15 protein-coding genes and 1 pseudogene are annotated in these 20,035 nt (G+C 47.8%); all 16 read right to left on the bottom strand.

Annotation, left to right across the window (positions count from 1 at the left end):
* Positions 1–104 precede the first annotated feature (104 nt).
* A pseudogene (locus tag U1I11_RS14025) lies at positions 105–809 on the bottom strand (methionine ABC transporter ATP-binding protein); the annotation flags it as partial.
* A gap of 281 nt (positions 810–1,090) precedes the next feature.
* Positions 1,091–1,237, bottom strand: coding sequence for a hypothetical protein (locus U1I11_RS14020; protein ID WP_322906751.1), 147 nt, complete (start codon positions 1,235–1,237; stop codon positions 1,091–1,093).
* Between the two features lie 576 nt (positions 1,238–1,813).
* Positions 1,814–2,134, bottom strand: a complete 321-nt coding sequence (nirD, locus tag U1I11_RS14015) for a nitrite reductase small subunit NirD (protein WP_322906750.1) — start codon at positions 2,132–2,134, stop codon at positions 1,814–1,816.
* 96 nt (positions 2,135–2,230) lie between these two features.
* Entirely contained in the window at positions 2,231–4,654 is a 2,424-nt protein-coding gene (gene nirB / locus U1I11_RS14010) for a nitrite reductase large subunit NirB (protein WP_322906749.1), read from the bottom strand.
* A gap of 659 nt (positions 4,655–5,313) precedes the next feature.
* Complete coding sequence (locus U1I11_RS14005) at positions 5,314–5,466, bottom strand: hypothetical protein (RefSeq protein ID WP_322906748.1); 153 nt, start codon at positions 5,464–5,466, stop codon at positions 5,314–5,316.
* The gene (locus U1I11_RS14000) at positions 5,463–6,098 is read right to left on the bottom strand and encodes an SLOG family protein (RefSeq protein WP_322906747.1); all 636 of its coding nucleotides are present in this window, start codon (positions 6,096–6,098) and stop codon (positions 5,463–5,465) included. The genes U1I11_RS14005 and U1I11_RS14000 overlap by 4 nt, the downstream gene beginning before the upstream one ends.
* A 261-nt stretch (positions 6,099–6,359) precedes the next feature.
* A complete protein-coding gene (locus U1I11_RS13995; RefSeq protein WP_322906746.1) occupies positions 6,360–6,581 on the bottom strand; it encodes a hypothetical protein in 222 nt (73 codons plus the stop codon).
* A 728-nt stretch (positions 6,582–7,309) separates the two neighbouring features.
* Complete coding sequence (locus tag U1I11_RS13990) at positions 7,310–8,104, bottom strand: hypothetical protein (protein ID WP_322906745.1); 795 nt, start codon at positions 8,102–8,104, stop codon at positions 7,310–7,312.
* A gap of 16 nt (positions 8,105–8,120) precedes the next feature.
* The gene (locus U1I11_RS13985; RefSeq protein ID WP_322906744.1) at positions 8,121–8,906 is read right to left on the bottom strand and encodes a glucose 1-dehydrogenase; all 786 of its coding nucleotides are present in this window, start codon (positions 8,904–8,906) and stop codon (positions 8,121–8,123) included.
* 126 nt (positions 8,907–9,032) lie between these two features.
* Complete coding sequence (locus tag U1I11_RS13980; protein WP_322906743.1) at positions 9,033–10,472, bottom strand: VWA domain-containing protein; 1,440 nt, start codon at positions 10,470–10,472, stop codon at positions 9,033–9,035.
* A gap of 51 nt (positions 10,473–10,523) precedes the next feature.
* Positions 10,524–13,109, bottom strand: a complete 2,586-nt coding sequence (locus U1I11_RS13975) for a DUF5682 family protein (protein WP_322906742.1) — start codon at positions 13,107–13,109, stop codon at positions 10,524–10,526.
* A complete protein-coding gene (locus tag U1I11_RS13970) occupies positions 13,106–14,206 on the bottom strand; it encodes an AAA family ATPase (protein WP_322906741.1) in 1,101 nt (366 codons plus the stop codon). Before U1I11_RS13970 ends, U1I11_RS13975 begins: the two co-directional genes overlap by 4 nt.
* Complete coding sequence (locus U1I11_RS13965) at positions 14,203–16,101, bottom strand: hypothetical protein (protein ID WP_322906740.1); 1,899 nt, start codon at positions 16,099–16,101, stop codon at positions 14,203–14,205. Before U1I11_RS13965 ends, U1I11_RS13970 begins: the two co-directional genes overlap by 4 nt.
* A gap of 207 nt (positions 16,102–16,308) precedes the next feature.
* Positions 16,309–17,766: an SWIM zinc finger family protein gene (locus U1I11_RS13960; RefSeq protein WP_322906739.1), complete on the bottom strand. Its 1,458-nt coding sequence runs from the start codon at positions 17,764–17,766 to the stop codon at positions 16,309–16,311.
* A 399-nt stretch (positions 17,767–18,165) separates the two neighbouring features.
* Positions 18,166–18,963: an SMI1/KNR4 family protein gene (locus U1I11_RS13955; RefSeq protein WP_322906738.1), complete on the bottom strand. Its 798-nt coding sequence runs from the start codon at positions 18,961–18,963 to the stop codon at positions 18,166–18,168.
* A gap of 295 nt (positions 18,964–19,258) precedes the next feature.
* Positions 19,259–20,032, bottom strand: coding sequence for a type I 3-dehydroquinate dehydratase (gene aroD, locus U1I11_RS13950; protein WP_322906737.1), 774 nt, complete (start codon positions 20,030–20,032; stop codon positions 19,259–19,261).
* Positions 20,033–20,035: the final 3 nt, after the last annotated feature.

The following is a 20,035-nucleotide window of genomic DNA, read 5'->3' as shown; positions in this document are numbered from 1 at the left end:
TGCTGACTTTCCGGACATTCCGAATCGTTAGACCGCCCAGCACTGCCCGACATTGCTTGTCCAGTCTGCTTGCCAAGCAATTGCTCACGATACGATAGCGTATAATCCGGCGCAGGCGCAAAACCGTGCTCTGCCCGTGCATAGCTCTGCGTGATGCTACCTCGCTCCATGACCGAGACGGTATGACAGATACTTTTGACAACATCCATTTCGTGGGTCACAATCACAATCGTCACGCCAAGCTGCGCATTGATCTGTGTTAACAGCTCCAAAATACCAGCGGTTGTTGCCGGGTCAAGCGCAGATGTCGGTTCATCACAAAGTAGTATTTGCGGACGGTTAGCGAGCGCACGCGCAATCGCCACACGCTGGCGCTGTCCACCGCTTAGCTCTGCCGGATAAGCATGCAACCGTTCCAACAAACCGACCTGTGCCAAACATTCGCTAATTCGCTGCTTACGTGCTATTCCTTTCATCCCGGCAAGTTCAAGCGGTGCCGCCACATTGCCGCCAGCGGTGCGATTGTGTACTAGATTAAACTGCTGAAAAATCATGCCGATTTGCTGCCGTATCTGCCGCAATTTACGTTCCGGCAAGGCGGTCAGCTCGGTGCCGTCTACAATTACACGCCCTGCATCTGGACGTTCCAACATATTGATCATACGCAGCAGCGTCGATTTGCCTGCTCCACTGCTGCCGACAATGCCATGAATGCCGCCTGCGGCAATGTGCAGATCGACCGCTTGCACTGCCGCCTGCCCCATCCCGGCAGAGCCAAAATATTTACTCACGCTTTCCAGCGTAATCATCGTTGCTCCCTCCTCCGCCTCAACCCGGACCGATGAGGTTCCATTGTAAATGCAATCTGTCTGTTGCGCCGCAGCTTTTGTACGGTGGCACTTAGTTATTGTATTACTATTTTTCCATATCTGTTATATGTGCCACTTCTGCTACATTATAAGCAAATGAAGTTTCTGTGTCACTAATTTTTGCGAATGTCGTAGGCAAACATACCGTCATACGCTGATCATCATACAAAAAGACGCAAACCGCCCTGCCTTTTATAAGGCAATACAGCTTGCGTCTATAGCTATTCTTTACCTGTACCTGTATCTGTACCTGTATCTGTATCTGTATCTGTATCTGTATCTGTATCTGTATCTGTATCTGTATCTGTATCTGTATCTGTATCTGTATCTGTATCTGTATCAAAATGATAACTAGTAGCTTGTCTCAAATCTATCCAAGGATTGCGTCCATCTGAACCTTGCACGGTTCAAGCAGGATTCAGATGGACGCAACCTTACATCTTCCTGAGATAAGTCACTAGTAGTCTGTCTCAAATGGAAATTTTGTTTGAACGTACCTTAACTTATTCATCATCAAGCAATGGTTAGATCGACAAACTGTAAATGTATTTGATACAAATGACTAGTACCTTGACCGAGATTAATTTGAGTATTGAATCTGTTTTAAGGTCGCATGGATCAGCATTTCAGTACACAATCCAAATGAACATTGAACTTGGTCAACGTACTAGAACGTGTCTTCAAACTTCTTTATAAGCAGTTTGATGCGTTTTTTCATTAGATTATTGTCGTATAAGCAGCTCAACTCACTTGAAGCGTGACCCATTCGACCGATAAACTGACAAGGATGACAGTTTGAAGACACCACCTAGTTTGACCCGCTTAAATATATTGTCCGATCGACTCTATCGTATGAACATATACCTACATCATACGGTAAACTTCGCTAAGCTATACGACTTTAAACTGTACATTTAGCGCGGTCAGCCTACTAACCGTCCATATCAAAGTCCAATCCACACCGCACCTTGCTCCAATTTAACCGGAAATGTACGCACTTGACCTTCATCCGGTGCCTGCACTTTACCCGTCGCAAGATCGATCTGCCAATCGTACAGCGGATCATACAAAATATGTCCGGAAACGATCCCTTCGGCAATCGTGCCGCCTTTTGGATGGGGATTGCGATTTTCCAGTGCAAACACAGCATTATCCGAGGTGCGGAACACGGCAATCTCCTGTCCGTCTACGACTAATACACGCCCAATTCGACTTAAAAACTCATCCAGCATCCCTGCTTTGTAAAATGTCTGTGTCATCGTCATTGTCGCTCCTCCTTTCTCATTCCTATGCTTGTGTCTATGTTCCTGTATACGATACGTCTGCCCACACATCTGCATATATGTCTTTGACCTACTTTGTTACACATTTGCTTTTGTGCCAAACAGAGCGGTACGTGTCGGTTCATCATGCAGCATTTTTTGCCAAGGGTCTTCCACTTGTGCCAGCGCGATTTCGACACGTTTGATCAATTGCTTGCGCTGGTCGGCATCGTCCAAAATCGCGGCTTTAATTTGCTCCAGCCCCATCCGTTCCACCCATTCCGACGTACGCTCCAAATATTTACCGGTTTCGCGATAATATTGGATAATCGCTCCACACAGATCGATCAGCTCTTGATCGGTTTTGACTTTGCCAAACGAATCTGCCAGACGTGCTTTAATACCACCATTGCCACCGATAAAAATTTCCCAACCGCCATCGTTGCCGACGATGCCGATATCTTTGGTGCACGATTCCGCACAATTACGCGGACAGCCATTGACCGCCATTTTGAATTTGGCAGGGAAATCAAGACGTTCAAACCGCTGTTCCAACGCAGCACCCATTCCCATCGAATCCTGTGTGCCAAAGCGACAAAATTGCGCGCCAACACAAGTTTTAACAGTACGCAGCGATTTGGCGTAAGCGTAACCGGACGGCATATCCAGCTCTGCCCAGACGAGCGGCAGGTCTTGTTTTTGGACACCGATTAAGTCGATCCGCTGACCGCCGGTCATTTTGACCGCTTTGACGTTATATTTTACCGCTACATCAGCGATTTTTTGCAAGTGTTCCGGTGTGGTCACGCCGCCGTACATGCGTGGCACGACGGTATAAGTACCGTCTTTTTGGATATTAGCGTTCATGCGCTCGTTAACAAAACGCGATTCTTTTTCATCTTGATATACGTTCGAATGAATCATACCGAGATAGTAGTTGATCGCCGGACGGCATTTCGAACAGCCTTCCGGTTGGCTCCATTCTAGCACATGCATCACTTCTTTGATCGTTTTCAGCCTTTGATCGCGAATCGCTGCCACCACTTCATCACGACCGAGCTTCGTACATGTACACATGCCTTGACTGGAAGCGACCGCCGTCCCATCGCCAAGCACAAATTGCAAAATTTGCTCTACGACCGGCTTACAACCACCACACGAACGTGTCGCTCCGGTGCATGCTTTAATTTCATCAACGCTCGTTAAACCTTTTTCCTGAATTGCCTGCACGATATCAAGCTTGGTCACACCGTTACAACCACATACAATCTCATCATCCGCCATCGCTGCAACCGTTGGCTTCGTTTGGCTATGGCTGCAACTACCTGTTCCTATCAGTGTTGCGTATAATTCATCGGTCATCGGCGCTTGCTGACGAATCAGCTTTTGCAGTTCGGCTGCATCATTAATATCGCCAAACAGTACCGCACCGACGATGCGGTTGTTGTCCAAAATGATCTTTTTGTACGTTTTTTTCCAATCGTCGCGCGCTGTAATGACCGATTGCTGCTCATTTTCGATAAAAACACCTGCCGAAAATACATCAACATCGGAAATTTTTAGTTTAGTCGATACGGTCGAGCCTTCATATGGCTTTGTTTCCAACCCGCAAATATGCCGTGCCAGCACAAGCGCTTGCTCAAACAATGGCGCGACCAGCCCATAACATATGCCGCGATGTTCTACACATTCACCGACCGCGTATACATGTTCCAGCGAAGTTTGCATATCATCGTTAACGATGATGCCACGTCCAGTTTCGATGCCGCTAGCACGAGCGACCGCGATATTCGGACGAATACCGGCTGCCATCACTACAAAATCGGCTGCCAGCTCGCTACCATCTTGGAACAGCAGCTTTTCCACCCGTTCACCGCCCAGCAACGCGGACGTTTGCGCGCCCATGCGGAAGCGAATACCGTGCGTTTCCAGCTCCTTTTTCAGCATACTTGCGGCAATCGAATCGAGCTGACGTTCCATCAGATCATTCATCAAATGTACAACGGTTACGTCCATGCCGAGACTTGCCAGCCCTTTTGCCGCTTCCAAACCGAGCAGCCCGCCACCGATCACGGCTGCCTTACGGTAATGCGCCGCCGCTTCCAACATGTGCTGACAATCGGCAATATCGCGAAAACCGACTACACCTTGTTTGTCATGCCCCGGAATCGGCAAAATCAGCGAACTGGAACCGGTCGCGATGATAACCTTATCGTATGGAATATGCAAACCATTATCCGCTATGACGATCTGCTGCTGCGGGTCAATTGCAGTCACAGTTGTGCCGGTATGCAGTGTAATATTATTGGCGCTATACCATTCCAGGCTGTTCAGCACGATATCATCGATCGTAAGACTGCCTTCCAGCACATAAGAGAGCATAATTCGGTTATAATTCGGATGCGGCTCGCTGCCGATCACCGTAATATCGTAATTACCGCCTAACTTGATCATCTGTTCCAATGTCGCTACTCCAGCCATACCATTACCGATCAGAACAAGTCGTTCGCGTGTTGCTGTCATAGCAATTCCTCCGTTGTATTCATTAGTCTATATTGCAGCTTGCGCTGTATCAAACGTACGGCTGCATCTGTACGTACATGTGTCGCAAGTTACACCAACCGCGACGGCTAGCGATTGAAGGTGTGACTGTACTTTTACGCATCTTATGTTCAAGTAACATATTTCACAATCTTTGATATCTAAAATTGGAATCTTTTATGGGTTTAGTATAATGCTGCATAGGGAGAGAGGATGTAATATTTGTCACCTTACTTTTTTACTTTTAGTTATTTTATTGCCGCTGTAATTTTTATAACAATGTATTTAAGAGGCTTAAGTCTTTCTCGCTTCAGCCTGAATGTATTTTAAAATTGAACAAATCGTGTCCGTCGATAGTAATTTTGTATGTACTTGTGGTCACGATCTGTTATGTAGCCACGATCTGCCTGCTATACAGTCACAAGCTGCTATATGATCATGATCTCCTGCTATGTGGTCACGATCTGCTATATGTTCATGATCTTCTGCTATGTGATCACGATCTGCACTTTACCTACCCACACATTCTGTCATACTATCCACAATCTCGGCTGGCTTGCTCGGTATGAACAGCCAGCTATGCTCGCCAAATATTTGCCAAGTATCTCGAAGCTACAAGCTATCATTTTACAAACAGACAACTACGGCGTCAGCGCTTCGGTCAATTGCTGCATCCACCACATTATAGCGACACGCAGTGCCGATCCCACACAATCATACCGATGCTGCTCACCGTGCTCCCGCAAGCAATGTCTGAATTCAGTGCCGATCTTACTTACAGTAATACCGATCATTCTATTCCTTCTCGTACCGCTACACCATCTGCGCCAAACTCGTCTCCACCTTCGCTTCCACCTTGCTCCGGTTCTTCCCATTGCTGCTCCATCCGCTGCTCGTCCGCCAGCGTTTGGATATCTTCCGAACTAATGCTAATGTATCGATACCCATTCTCCTGCTGTCTGCGCAACGCTTCCTGCTTGAAAAAACGCGGACTGCCTTCACCAGCATCTTCATCATATACGAGCACTAACCCATCCGTTTTACGAAACAACAGCTCATCTCGCGCCTTAAACTGCCAAATGCCTTCATACGAACGATTGCTAACTACACCATGAAAATCAATTTGCTTTAAAACACCTTCATAATACTCCTTCTTATCGTCACTCCATCGTTCCTCCGGGCTGGCAAATGCCGACAAAATCGATACCCGTAAATGTGGATACTCCTTTTTCAGCTCGATCGCTTCTTCGCATGCCCATAGATCAACTCCATATTGCCCTGGTGTAATGACCCATTCAAGCCCTTCCTCCAGCAACGGAATCAACTTGCTGCGAATCGCCTGCCGAATATACGGAATCCCGTCATGCTTTTGGTTAAAAATATTCAACTCATGCGCCCGGTAGCCGGTAATCAGTATATTTTTCATGCTGTATAATTCCCCGCTTCCATTATCGTCTGCTTTAGTGACAGATCGTTTATATAGGGTAGATAAGATGTAAAGATGCGTACGCTGCTTATTTTATCATCATACCATGACAAACCAAGTGAACAGAGAAAAAGACCCTTCCGGCTCATCGAGCGCTGCAAAGGGTCTGTGTGTACTACATGTACTTAAGTTTACTGCATGTACTTAAGTGTACAGCTTATCCGAATACATCATCCGGCAAACGCAGATTGAAACGAACAATTACGTTCCCATCTTTTTGCGTTGATTGTTTACTTTTTTGGTCATCTGGCTTTTCAGCGATTTCGTGCCGGTCGATTGCTGACTGTTAGCGCCTTTGCCCTGACTGTTTTGCTTTTTTTGAGCTAACAGACGTTTTGCCATTTCAGCTTGGCTTTGCTTTTTCGCGGCAACGTCTTCCGATGTGGACGATGGTTGATTTTGTTCTGTCGTCAATAAACTCACCTCAGCACCATCATAGCATAACCGCCACAATAACATCTATCCCTTGACGATGCTTTTTGGAGCGCAATACGAGTATTTTCGCAATTTGGGCAGCAGTCTAGATCGATGCTACATGTAAACAGAATCGATAATTGACAGACTCGGGCAAAAGATGAATGTACAGCTACTGCTACAAGCACGAATACTTGTTTCTGTTTACCGATCATTTTTTAAAAGAACAGTTTATGATGGCTAAACGCATCATCATACAATCACTCATAAGCGTTCCACTTCATCCTTTTAAATCCAAACGAGTTAAATCCAAACGAGTTAAATCCAAACGAGCACTGCCGCTGCAAAAAGAAACTTTCCGTTATACACATATATACCTGTCCGTTTATCTCAAGTAAAAATTAAGTTTAAACGTACCTAGTAGCTTGTCTCAAATACATTTATAGCTTGTCGATCTAACCATTGCTTGATGATGAATCGGTTAAGGTACGTTCAAACACAATTTCCACTTGAGACAGCCTACTAGCAGCTTGACCAAGTTAAATGTTAATTTGGGCTGTGTACTGAATTCCTGATCAATACGACCTTAAAACAGATTCAATACTCAAATTCATCCCGGTCAATGTACTAGAAAAGTTCATTGTCTGATCTAGATAGATGTTCATAGGATGGAATCGAGCAGACAGCACATGTAAGCTAGTCAAGCTACTATGTTCATTACATGCACGTGCGTGCACTTATTGCAACAAATACACATGCCGGCGTTCTGCATGTAGCGCCGCCACCACAGCTCCTTGACTGCTATCTATAAAATGAAAACGTTCTGTCCCACCTACAATCATCGCTGGTTCCAATTTATAGCGATTGCGCTCGACCGGTGTAAAACGAGCCAAAATCGAGCTGCCCAGTTGCTGTGCTTCCAGCCGATCGAGCAACCAGCGCTCTGAGCGCAATCCTGTAAAAGAAAGCGGATTGCCAGTTAGCTCATCCATATGTCGGAATTGCCCGGTACGTTGATAATGGATACGTGTGTACATATAACTGTACACACTGTGAGCATATTGCTGCGCATCAAAGTTCGCAATGCTATTTAGCGCCGTTTGTGCACCTGTCACATAATCGGCAGCACTCATCCGTTCATGCATATAATATTCACAGTTACGGTCAAAGTCTTGCAATAACCATGCGTACACTTCAGACACATTAATACCGCCAAATACCGCCGGATCACCAAGCCAGCGATATTTGCCACCATTATAAGCAAAGCCCCACACATGTGGCTCTCCATAACGACTCGGTGCGACACAAGGCAGTCCTTCGATGCCAAATAGATGAATCCGATAAGACTGCCCAGTTTGCAAATGCTCCTGTGTAAAAGAAACAAGCGGCAGAAAATAGCAAGATAGCGCCGGATGATCTAGCACATCGTCCGGCTCGGGATACCATACAATCGCTGGATCATCCTGTTTGTTAACGGTTGAACCGGTTATAGGATGACCTTGATCTTGTATCTGGGTTTCACGCTGAATCATGCATACCACCCCCGTTTTAGCCGTTTCCACCTTGAAAGGAAGGATATTTGGTCATCCCGCCGTCAGCGAATAACGTAATACCAGTCACATAGCTTGCTTCCGATGATGCCAGCCAGGCAGCGACAGCGGCAATTTCTTCCGGCTCACCGATATAACCCATCGGAATCAGCTTGGTCACCGCTTCTTTTTGCTCGGGGTCTTCGAACTTTTCCGCATTAATCGGCGTATTGATCGCACCTGGTGCAATGCCGTTGACCCGTATACCATGCGGTGCATATTCCATCGCCAGCGTCTGAGTCATCATTTTCACGCCACCTTTACTAGCGGTGTAATGGACAAAATGCGGCCACGGAATAAGCTCATGCACACTCGACATATTAATAATGCTGCCCTTCACTTGATGTTTGAGCATATAACGAAGCGCCTCACGGCTGCCAAGAAAGGCACCGGTCAGATTGACATTAATGACTTTGTTCCAATCGTCCAATGACAGCTCATGCGAAGGCACTTCATTTTCCATCCCAGCATTGTTAATCATAATATCCATGCTGCCAAACGTATCATGCGCCGTCTGCACGATACGCTGCGCATCTTCTTCGCTCGACATATCGCCCTGCACATCGATCGCTTGACCGCCTGCTTCTTGAATTCGGGCAATCGTTTCCTCTACACCGTCATGATTGCTATGGTAATTGATCACCACATTCGCCTGTTCCTGTCCAAAACGAAGCGCAATCGCCTGACCGATACCGGTTGCCGCGCCGGTAACAATAACCGTTTTGCCTGCCAAATCCGGGTACATAATGCTGCCTCCTTCATCGTTTCCAAAGTGTAGTTCATGCTGTGCTTTGCCGGGAACCGATCAGTCCGCGAAAAGCAGCTCTACCCATTGGTTACACGATTTGGCGCATTCGTAAACAAAAGCAGCTTAGCTGTCCAGCTTTATACCTAGCCGCTGTACGAGCTCAGACAGATTTTGATTTTTTAGTGCGCCTTCTACAAGTGCAGGCAGTACATTCGGTGTGCAAGCAAAACTCGGCGTACCATCACGGGTAAAACGCTTCGCGACACCTGCATCATAAAAAGGTTTGCCATCATCGGATAATGCTAGTAAACAGAGCGTCTTCACCCCCGACTCGCGCATTTCCCGCATCCGCCGCACTAGCCGATTTTGGTTGCCGCCCTCATACAAGTCAGAAATTAAAATAAACAGCGTTTTTTTCGGTTCTTCGATAAATTGCTGGCAATACGCGACCGATTTATCGATATCGGTTCCGCCGCCAAGTTGAATGCCAAACAGCATATCGACCGGATCATTGTTACATTGCTCGGTCAGATCAACGACCGACGTATCAAACGCGACCACTCTCGTATCGAGCGACGGCAAACTGGCAAAGATCGCCGCTACGACCGATGCCCAAATGATCGAATCTGCCATCGAACCGCTCTGGTCGATATCGATAATGACTTTCCATTCATTACTGCGCTGCGCCCGATCAAAATAATAAAACTTTTCCGGAATGATACGCTTATGCTCCTGATCATAATGTTTAAGATTGCGCTGAATTGTACGTTTCCAATCGATCCCGCTCAGCGAGGGCAATGGGGAATGCTGACGACGATTGAGCGCCCCTGTAACCGCACGGCGCAAATTGCTTTCCAGCCGTTGCTTCAAATCATCAACAACCGCCTGAATAAGTTGGCGCGCCGTCTCCTTCGTCCGTTCGGGAATTTTGCCTTTCAGTGCCATCAACGTACCGACCATCGCAATATCCGGCTTCACACGCGCCAACACTTCCGGCTCAAACAGCAATTCTTTCCAGCCTTTACGCTCCATCGCATCCTGCTGAATAATCGATACGACATCATCCGGGAAAAATGTCCGCACATCCCCGAGCCAACGTGATAATACCGGCGCCGAAGCACCGCTGCCCGCTCCTCTGCCGCTTGTCGTACGTCTGCCACCAGACTGTCCTGTATGACCTGCCCCGTCGGTCTCATCATAGATTGCAGCTAACGCCTCATCCATCACCCGCTCATCATCAGACAACAGACATTCCCCTGGATAGGCGGATTGCTGTAACCCGCTCAACTCCTGCTCGGCAGCTGCGCCGAGAATTAAACGCCAGCGCGCAAAACGCTTCGCCGCCGACGCTGGAGACTGCGCTGCTGTCTTGGCAGCGGCTTGTGGCTGTAATGGCAATGAACGTACCGATGGAGCTGCTGATCCTGTATCATTGGACGATTGCTGCACAGACGGCATATGTTCATCACCCGTTGAACCTCCTCCGATATGACCATCATCTGGCGATAAATAAAGACGATTGCCCATTGGATGGCTATGCCATGCATAACTATTCCGCTTCATCGATCAACTCCACTCCTTCCCGGCAAAACTTGATCCGCTACGCTTGTCCAATTAAAAATCATCAAAATCAAATTCATTCAGATTATCGAGCATCTGTTCTTCCTTTTGCTCCAGCTCGCCAGTTAACAATTCGGCTACCTGTTCAGCATGAACACCCCATACTTCACCGAGCAGTTCGGCTACCTGCGCTTTTTCCGCAGCCGAAAACGTACTAAACGCACGACGTAAAAATACGAGTGCACGCATAAAATGCTCATCTTCCAGCCCATCCATATATTCACTAAGCTGTTGCCACAAACTTAAACGGGATAGAAGCATATACCGATTGCGACCGGACAATCCTTCAAACCAGCCTGCGCCTAGCTCTGCCGGCACCCCTGGCGATAAACGGCGCGACATCTCGGCAGCGATATCATGATGACCAATTGCCGACCGCTCCATTAGCATCGCACAGGCAAAACCGGACAAACGCGCATTCAGATCATCACGCCGCATTAGCTCACCGAGTTGTTGCAGCCATAGCTCCCCATCAACCGCTTCATCATGCTCCTGACCGATCACATTTAGTTCGTGAATCGCTCCCATCATGGCGGTAGCGACTTCATCTTTGCAATTACAGTTATCTGTCAAAAACAGGCAGCCCCGGAAAAAGAGCTGTTCCAGCAACGGTACAAGTGGCGATGTATCCACCCGCCGCACATCACCATACCGGATCATACGCGACAATTCACCTGCCGCAGACGATATTTGCAGCACATCCCGATTATCTACAGCCAATTGCTGCAACACCCGTCTGGCAGGCTCAAGCTGTGCAATCATACCGCTACGCACAGCAATCGCGATCAGCTTTGACGCTTCTGCCAGTGTGTTACATTGCTCCAATCGTTGCTGAAAACGATAGCCAGCAGCAATCTCAACCGTTTCGCCTAATAATGTCGATTCAATGACTTGAATTTCAACTTCAGGCGACCACTGCAACGTCCAATGCTCTGCCCAAGTCGCTTGTTCCTGGCGGGTACCTTGTTCCCGCGCAAACTCGATGCCAAGCAAACGCAAACGATGCAGTAGAAACGAACGGCGCAAATCAAGATACGCCGAAGCTTCGGAACTGGCGCGGCGATTTTCGCGCAAATCCAATGCCAACTCGGACGCGACCGCTGTTTTGTAACGTGTTAATTTAAGCTGTTTGAGCAAGCGATTGAGGTCTTCCTGAATCGGCGTCTGGCTCACCCCTTCGGCAAGTTCACCGATCGCTGTACCGATATTTAGCCGAGTTAGCGGCTCCGCTACTACCGACAAATCACCTTGACCTAGCAATGTGCGCGCAGCATCTTGCAAATCAGCAAGTATCGGCTGGATGCTACCGCGCAGCGATGCAAGCGACTTCGCCATACGTACCGCCTCAATCACTTCAGCAGTCGAACGATACGTACCTTGCTGCCGCAGCTCACGAGCAACGCCGGATAAATAATGATGCGGCAATTCGTGCAATGTATCCTTTTGCATCATCCGCCACATTAGCTCATAATAATGCGGTGCATCGTTACCTGCACCATAACCGGACAGCGAAGACAGACGATAATACGAATACGGCATCAATGTAAGCCGGGTTGAACGCTGCGGCAGCTGTGCAAGCTCATCATCATGCATCGGCGGCAATGCAGCGCTCACATTTAGCGCAGACGCATGGTAAGAACCGCATACAACGACGATCCGTTCTGGCTCATGCCCCGCTTGAATCGTTTCCACAATTCGCCGCCGCATATAGGCTTCCCGCACCGCATGATACGCAAAGGCACGCCGAGCGAACGGACGCTCATCATGTTCTGACCAAAGACGCAGCTCTTTTGAAAATAAAGCGATCGAATGGGCATACTGATCTACACCTAGTGGATGCTCATAATACCGCTCCCAGTAGGCATCATAATCCGATTCACCGGAAAGTTCGGCAATCCGTTCGTACATCGAATCTAGCGGATGATCGTTCGAGTCGATCATATCCGCTTGCAATTGTGCCCGTGTTGCGACAGGTTGTTCTAGCAACTGCTCGCCATTACCGCTAGCCGTCCATAGTTCATCGTCCGCTAACGGCTCTATGCCAGCATGTATAGGCTGCGTAACAGATACATTGTCAGCATCAGCATCAGCATCAGCATCAGCATCAGCATCAGCATCAGCATCAGCATCAGCATCAGCATCAGCATCAGCATCAGCATCAGCATCAGCATCAGCATCAGCATCCAAATTATCGGGATTTCCATTGCCTTTGTCACGCTTTAGTTGTTGATCATACTGTTGTTCCAGCGCGATCATAATCGATGACGGAAGATCGATAAACACCGCTTCCGCTCCATGCTTTACCGCCCATTGCATCGCCTGGTATTCCGGTGAATACGAAGCGAGCGGCCACATTGCCGTGCGTACGGGCAACTCATCCGTAAATGCCAGTATCGCTACCGGCGGTTTAGTCCCTTTTGCTACAAGATGCCGAATTTCAGCCGTTGCATCTGCCGGGCCTTCGATCAGTACAGCGGTTGGACGTATGCGATCTAGCGTGTGCAGCAGATGGTAAGCGCCACCCGGGGACAGGTGGCGCACACCAAATACGTGCACATCCGCTATTGGCAACGTCTTCATCCGTTTAGCTCCTTACATGCATGATACAATCCGCGCCATTCTGCACCGCGTTTTTTCATCACATGATCAAGATATTCTTGCCAGACGATCCGATCTTTATCATCATCTTTGACGATCGCCCCCTGTAGACCGGCTGCCAAGTCTTCATCCGTCATTTCACCGCCACCAAAGCTTGCTGCCAGCGACATACTGTTCGTTAACAGCGAGATCGCTTCGGCTGTAGAAATAACGCCTGCTGGTGACTTCACTTTATCTTTGCGATCCAGTGTCATTCCTTGACGCAGCTCTCTAAAAATAGTCACTACTTTATGTAACGCTTCATCGGTCGGAATCGCCGCCTGTAACTCATAAGCAGATGCAATCTCAGCGACACGCTTTTTCACAATTTCAACTTCCGTTTCCAGACTGTCCGGTGCGGGCAAGACGATAATATTAAAACGGCGTTTGAGCGCAGCCGACATTTCGTTCACACCACGGTCGCGTGTATTGGCGGTGGCGATAATCGAAAAACCTTTGCGTGCTTGCATTTCTTTGCCAAGCTCCGGCACCGAGATCGTCTTTTCCGACAAAATAGAAATTAACGCATCTTGCACTTCAGATGCACAGCGCGAAATTTCCTCAAACCGGGCGATCCCACCCGCTTCCATCGCACGCATAATCGGGCTTTGCACCAATGCCTGTTGCGTCGGTCCATTCGCAAGCAACATCGCATAGTTCCACGAATAACGCACATGTTCTTCACTTGTTCCCGCCGTGCCTTGAACAACAAGCCCGGAATGCCCATAAATGGCAGCCGCCAAATTTTCCGATAGCCATGATTTGGCTGTGCCCGGTTCACCGATTAATAGCAATGCACGATCGGTAACAAGTGTTGCAATCGCCATTTCTACCAAACGACGGTTACCGATATATTTAGGTGTAATATCGACTTTACCTGCTTTACCGCCAGTAATGAAGGTGAGCACCGACTGTGGTGACATGTACCAGCCAGGGGGAATATGCCCTTTATCCACCTTTTTTAACGCTTCCAGTTCATGCGCATATAACTGTTCTGCCGGCTGTCTCAATACTTGATTCCATGCTTCCACATTGCTCATGCCTTCATCTCCTTCATTTGGTTAATGACCGCTCGCATTTGCGAGGCAGCTGCATAGCGCAACTTGCCCGCACTTTTCACATCACTATCAGGAATGAGCTGCTCCAACCGCTCGATATCTTGAGCTGGAAAGCGACAGATCAACCGCATAATAAACGGATCGATTGTACTCGAAGCGCCGCCTTTTGGCGATTCCATCATATCCCAGAATAGCTCCCGCATATCGTCCAGTGTTATGCCTATACGATCCAATGCTCGGAAATATAACCCTGTATTCTGATGACTGAAATTGCCGCGTTCCACTAACGCTTGTCGCAATATCTCCTCCGCTTCTGTAGCACCCGGTCTTGCTAACGCAGCTACAAGCAACTCCTGGCGATGCGCCAAGGCAATGTTCAACCAACGCGGGTCCCAGCGTTGTTGCAGTTGTTCCAACGACAATGGCACATGAAACCATAGTGGATAGCGATGAAACTCACCATCGATATACAACAGTTCGACTTCCTCATCATGACGAGCGACCAATTGTTCTTCCATCCACTCGAACATGCGTTTGCTGTTTGGTGTCGCACTCCGCCCTCCACGGACGCTCCCCGCACCAAGCCCTTTGCTAAAACGCTCATACATTTCCACTGGCGAACGAAAACGATATGCAGCGATCGTTGCTGCAATAATATAGTGCGGATAACGATCTTGCAGCGCATACAGCAGCTCTACATCTTCGTCATTGCCCAGATGTGCCAGCTCATATGCAGGGGGCCGGAGCAATGTCGTTTTATAATAACTGTCGCCTGATAAAACCATATTTTCAAATGGCTCAGGATGTCGCACTACAAACCGATACATGTCAAGCAGTGCATCCCGGTCATACTGCTGCCATACGTGAAAATACGCTTGTAATTGCGCCGTGTAACGTTCCCTTGTAGCATCATCTAGCGGTTGTGAAGCGACCAGCTTTAATGCCTCCCATGCCGCAGCATGCAGACGCTCCGCCAGTTCCGGCTGCATCGCTTTACATAGCGCCTGTACGACCATCTCCACATCACGGCTTGATTCCGTAAAATTCGTATACAGCATATTTTGCGCCTGGGGCGAATTGCTTTGCGCCAGCGCTTCATACACAGCGGCACGCACTTCTTTTTTCTTATCATTACTCCATTCCAGTAATGATGGCGTATAGTGCTCCACGCCTGCCAAACCAGCAATCGCCGCCGCTTTCATATCCCCTTTGCCCGTTTCGGCAATACGGTAGTAAAAATCCGCATGCGTGGCACCGGCAATAAGCTGAATTGCCTTCATTTTACGCACGTCCAGCTTGCCGCCTTGCGGATCAAAATCATTTAGCAAATATGGCAAAATCGTCTCGCCATAACCCGGCACGATACGGTTCATCGCCAGCTCTGCAATTTCCGTATACGGATCAGCTAGCGCAGACATCGCAAGTGGCAACAGGCGTAAATCGTCAAAATAACCTTCTTTCCACGCATGCTCCACAATTTCCAGTCGTCCGCTGCCGGTCGTAGTCAATGCCTGCTGCACCGGAGCAAGCTGGCGGTATGTAAGCCGGGTACGCAGTGCGGTCGCATCATTAGACAGCGGTACAGCTCCTTCCGCCTCGCTTGTCGTATTGCCTTGCGTACGTAGCACCGCTAACACAAGCAATGTCAACCGCTGCAATTGCGCTGCCGAATCTGCATCGTCTCCAGTCGAAGATGTCCCAGCGACTAAAGCGGCAACCCCATCACCGATACGTTTAAACACCGGCGAACGCTCACCTAGTTGCTGTAACTTGGGCAGCAAGCGATTCAATCTGAAATCATCCGTTGCCAGCTCACTGCCTGCCACATATAAACGGCGAGCTTCTTGATACACTTCTTGTAGCAATGCTGTACTCATGCTCATTCCTCCTTATACATTACCGTATCGTTAACTATCGTTTCGATTCACTTCACTGATCGATCAGCTACCGCTACAAATAAAACAGCAATTTGGGTCTTTATCCGACACTACTTTAGCTTATCGACGTCTTCCCTATCCGAACGTTCCAATCTGCATTTGACCTATGTTCATGTCGCTTACGTTTTTATCCAATGAATAGAGCAACTAATAAAGCAAGCGAATGATTTCATGCTCACCGACTATCGATAGCGGCTGAAATACTAACTGTCCAGTATCGACACGATGTTCAAACAGACCGAGCCATACCGCATCTCGCAAATGATGCTGTTCCACATAAGCGAGAAGCGCAGTCGTTGCCGGAATCGGCAGCCCTTGCTCCCGCACATCGCCCAACACAATCTGCTGATCCTGTTCATCCGTAATGTACAATTCGCCATTGTCCCCTTTCCAGGTGGACTTCACATGCAGCAGCAGCGCTGGATGAGTATTAGCAAGCGGGTTTTTAAGTTGATTTTTGACGGTTTTGATCACATCGGTATAATCGCGCTTGGCGTACTGACGAATGTTGACCAGCTGATCAGGACGCAATGGATGCAAAACGCCATTTTCCCAACGAATACGCGGATTCAAATCGCCCGGATAACGATACCATTCCATCGGCTGTACCGAACCTGTATAGCTATCTTCTTCACGCAAATGTTTGACCGCACGATAAGGACGATAATGAAACGTACGCCAGATCGTATCTTTCCCCGGCTCAATCCAATAACCGAGATCGACAAACTCCTGTCGCCCGGCATCGTCATAACTGACAAACGCAAGCTGTACTAGCTCACCGTCCGTTTGTTTTCGACCATATTGTTCCAGCTCGGCAAGCTGCCATGTATGTCCTAACCATTCCTCGATCGCAGATTCGGTATCAAGAGCCAATTCCGAATCTTCTAAACGTGCCTGCAAGTGGGTTCTTCCCTTTTGCACCAATGCCTGAATACGGCATAATTGCTCCACTTCCGCCGTATAGCGCTGCTCAGGATCGGATTTGTCTGCCATAAGTAACGCTAGACGGCGCAATTCATTTTGCGCACCTGTTAGATAATAATTGCCCATCTGTTTCACATGTTCGTTAATCGTTTTCACAACTTTGGTGTCAACTGTGCCTAGCCCGCTACGAATAAGCGTTAGCGTAAATTTTTCCAGCAGATCAAGCCCATCCAGCTGTGCCTTTATTTTCTTTTTGAGCGCAGTTTGGCTAGCCGTCTTTTTGCGCGTCGATTCCGCTGGTGTTACTTGCTGTCGTTCTTCCTTTTTTTCCTCGCGTTTTTCCATTTTTTCACGTTTGCTAGCAATCTCATCTGGTAGAGGTGCCTCGGCAAATGTCTCGCCTGCAACATAAGCATACATAAGCGCCAGTGCGTGTTTGCACGGGAACTGTCGACTTGGGCACGTACAGCGAGAGACGGGTTTGTCCTGCTGCACAAAATCGACGGAGCACTCATAATTGCTTTTTCCGCTACCCGCACATTCACCGAAAATGAGCGTCTCGTCAGCGGTGCGGTATAACGCTACCAACTTCTTTTTTTGCAGTAAGCTACGGCCATTTTTCGCTGCGGCTACATTTGGAGCAAGACTGTCTATGTACTGATTATCTATTTCAAGTGCCATCAGATAAAGCCTCCTTTATTAGTAATAGAATGAGGCTACAGACGAATAGGTCAACGATCAGGCTATGCAGTTATAACTAGCTGTTCATAGTGTATCTTTTACAATCAGCCTGAATATAAATATCCGCTTGCAGCTTTATCTACTATGCAACATATCGAGTGGATCGAACATACGCATCATAATCGTTATAAGACAAATCCGATTGAGGTGACACAGGCAATGCTAAATTCAAAGCAGCTTTTGGCAATTAACGAATATTTCGTCGACGTACCGCTGAATATCGCTGTTGTTAAGCTGTACAACATGATGATCAACCTAGCTTTCCAGCGGTTCGTTTAACGATTCACCAAATCATATAACTACATTATAGAACACTTGTTCCCATTTTAAAAGTTTTATTTAATAAATTCCCCACAATTTCAACTGCTCGCGCATGATTTCCATAAACGTCTTTCCAGCTTGCGCTTGTCCATCACCATGTTCGCTCACTGGCTCATAAAATAAAGCCACTTCATTCCCATACGCATAATTAAAACGAACATACCCTTCCAGCTCGCGGTAAAATAATTTGCCCCAATACGGATTTTCCAGTCGTAATGCCGGCACATAGTGCTCGGCAATCTGTGCTGCAACATTGCGCAAATAAGCCTGCTTGTGCTCAAGGGTGAGCTCAGACCCCGCCGCGACATGCACAGCAGCATATTGTGGCTGTAGCATCACAAATTCATGCTGCTGCCGTCCATTCCACGGTTCAAAATAACATTGTCGCTCCAACGATGTAGGAGCACCTGTATACAAACGTTGCAGCTCCCCATTCATAAACGCTTGCCACGACAACTCCTGCCACGATACAGCCATAATCTGCTCCGAATGACGCGGTAACCACAATCCACCTTTCACATCGCTATGCAATGCCAACATATCGCCATCCACTGTGCTTGCAATGACAACACAATCTCTAAGCTGAGTTGCCGTAATCGGACTATCTTGTTCGTGCTCCCATAGTCCATATTCAGCAAATTGCTGTAACCGTTCAGCATCAGGCATATTCACATGAAACCAATCACAATACGTCCCCTGACCGTATTGCTGTAAAAATTGACCATATCCTTCCGGCAACTTCACCTGATACTGTTGTTCTATACCGTCCAATTCGGCGGCTGAACATATATGTCGATGTGAAGATACGATATACATAGACGAATCTCCTCTCTTAACTAAATGAATATGATTAACGATTCCGTATCTATGCCTTTATTTCCGTTCATCCTTCCTTCCACATCGTCTTTATTTGTATTATACATGTCGATATAAGGAAAATCCTCCACAGTATGGTTGTGGAGGATACGGTATAAAAGTATAAGACATTTACGTACAACTACAACTACAACTACAACTACAACTACAACTACAACTACAACTACAACTACAACTACAACTACAACTACAACTACAACTACAACTACAACTACAACTACAACTACAACTACAACTACAACTGATTATGGAGCAAATTCAGTACGCTACGCAACTCTGAAACCGGAATTTGACCCGGAGCTGACGCGCGTTTTGCCGCCCCAAATGTAAGTGCAGAGCCAAACAGTTCACCAGCCAGTCGACTAATTACTCCTTGGCCGGACATCGACATCGTAATGAGCGGACGCTCGGCATACTGTTCCTTCATCGTATACGTCGCTTCCATCAAAGCAAGCACATCGGCAGGCGATTGCGGCATCGCAGCCAATTTCAACAGATCGCCGCCCAGCTCTTGCGCCTTGCGCAAACGCGCAATCATCTCCTCTTTTGGCGGCGTCGCTTCAAAATCATGATTGGAAATAATGACCGGCGTATGATGCTGATGCGCTTTGTCCACAATCGCACGCACATGTTCATCACCACTAAACAATTCCACATCGATCAGATCGACTTGGCCGGAAGATGCCAGCGCCTGATTTAACTGCACATATTCATCGATCGCCATCTCGCATTCTCCACCTTCACGCGCCGTCCGAAAGGTAAAAATAAGCGGAACCGATGGCAAATACGCCCTAATTTCCAACAGTGCTGCACGCACACGCTCGATCTGATGCACATGCTCAAAAAAATCTACCCGCCATTCCACCACATCCAAATCAGCGGTTTGCAAAAAGCGTGCTTCCTCCTGCAATTGTTCAGTCGTCCTGCCAACCAACGGTACACACACTTTAGGCGCACCTTCACCGATGACAACGTGTTTTACGATCACAGATTTACATTCGTTCGTCATAGA

The organism is Paenibacillus campi (assembly GCF_034659835.1).
GTDB lineage: Bacteria > Bacillota > Bacilli > Paenibacillales > Paenibacillaceae > Saccharibacillus > Saccharibacillus campi.
This window is presented reverse-complemented; position numbering and strand designations above follow the sequence as displayed.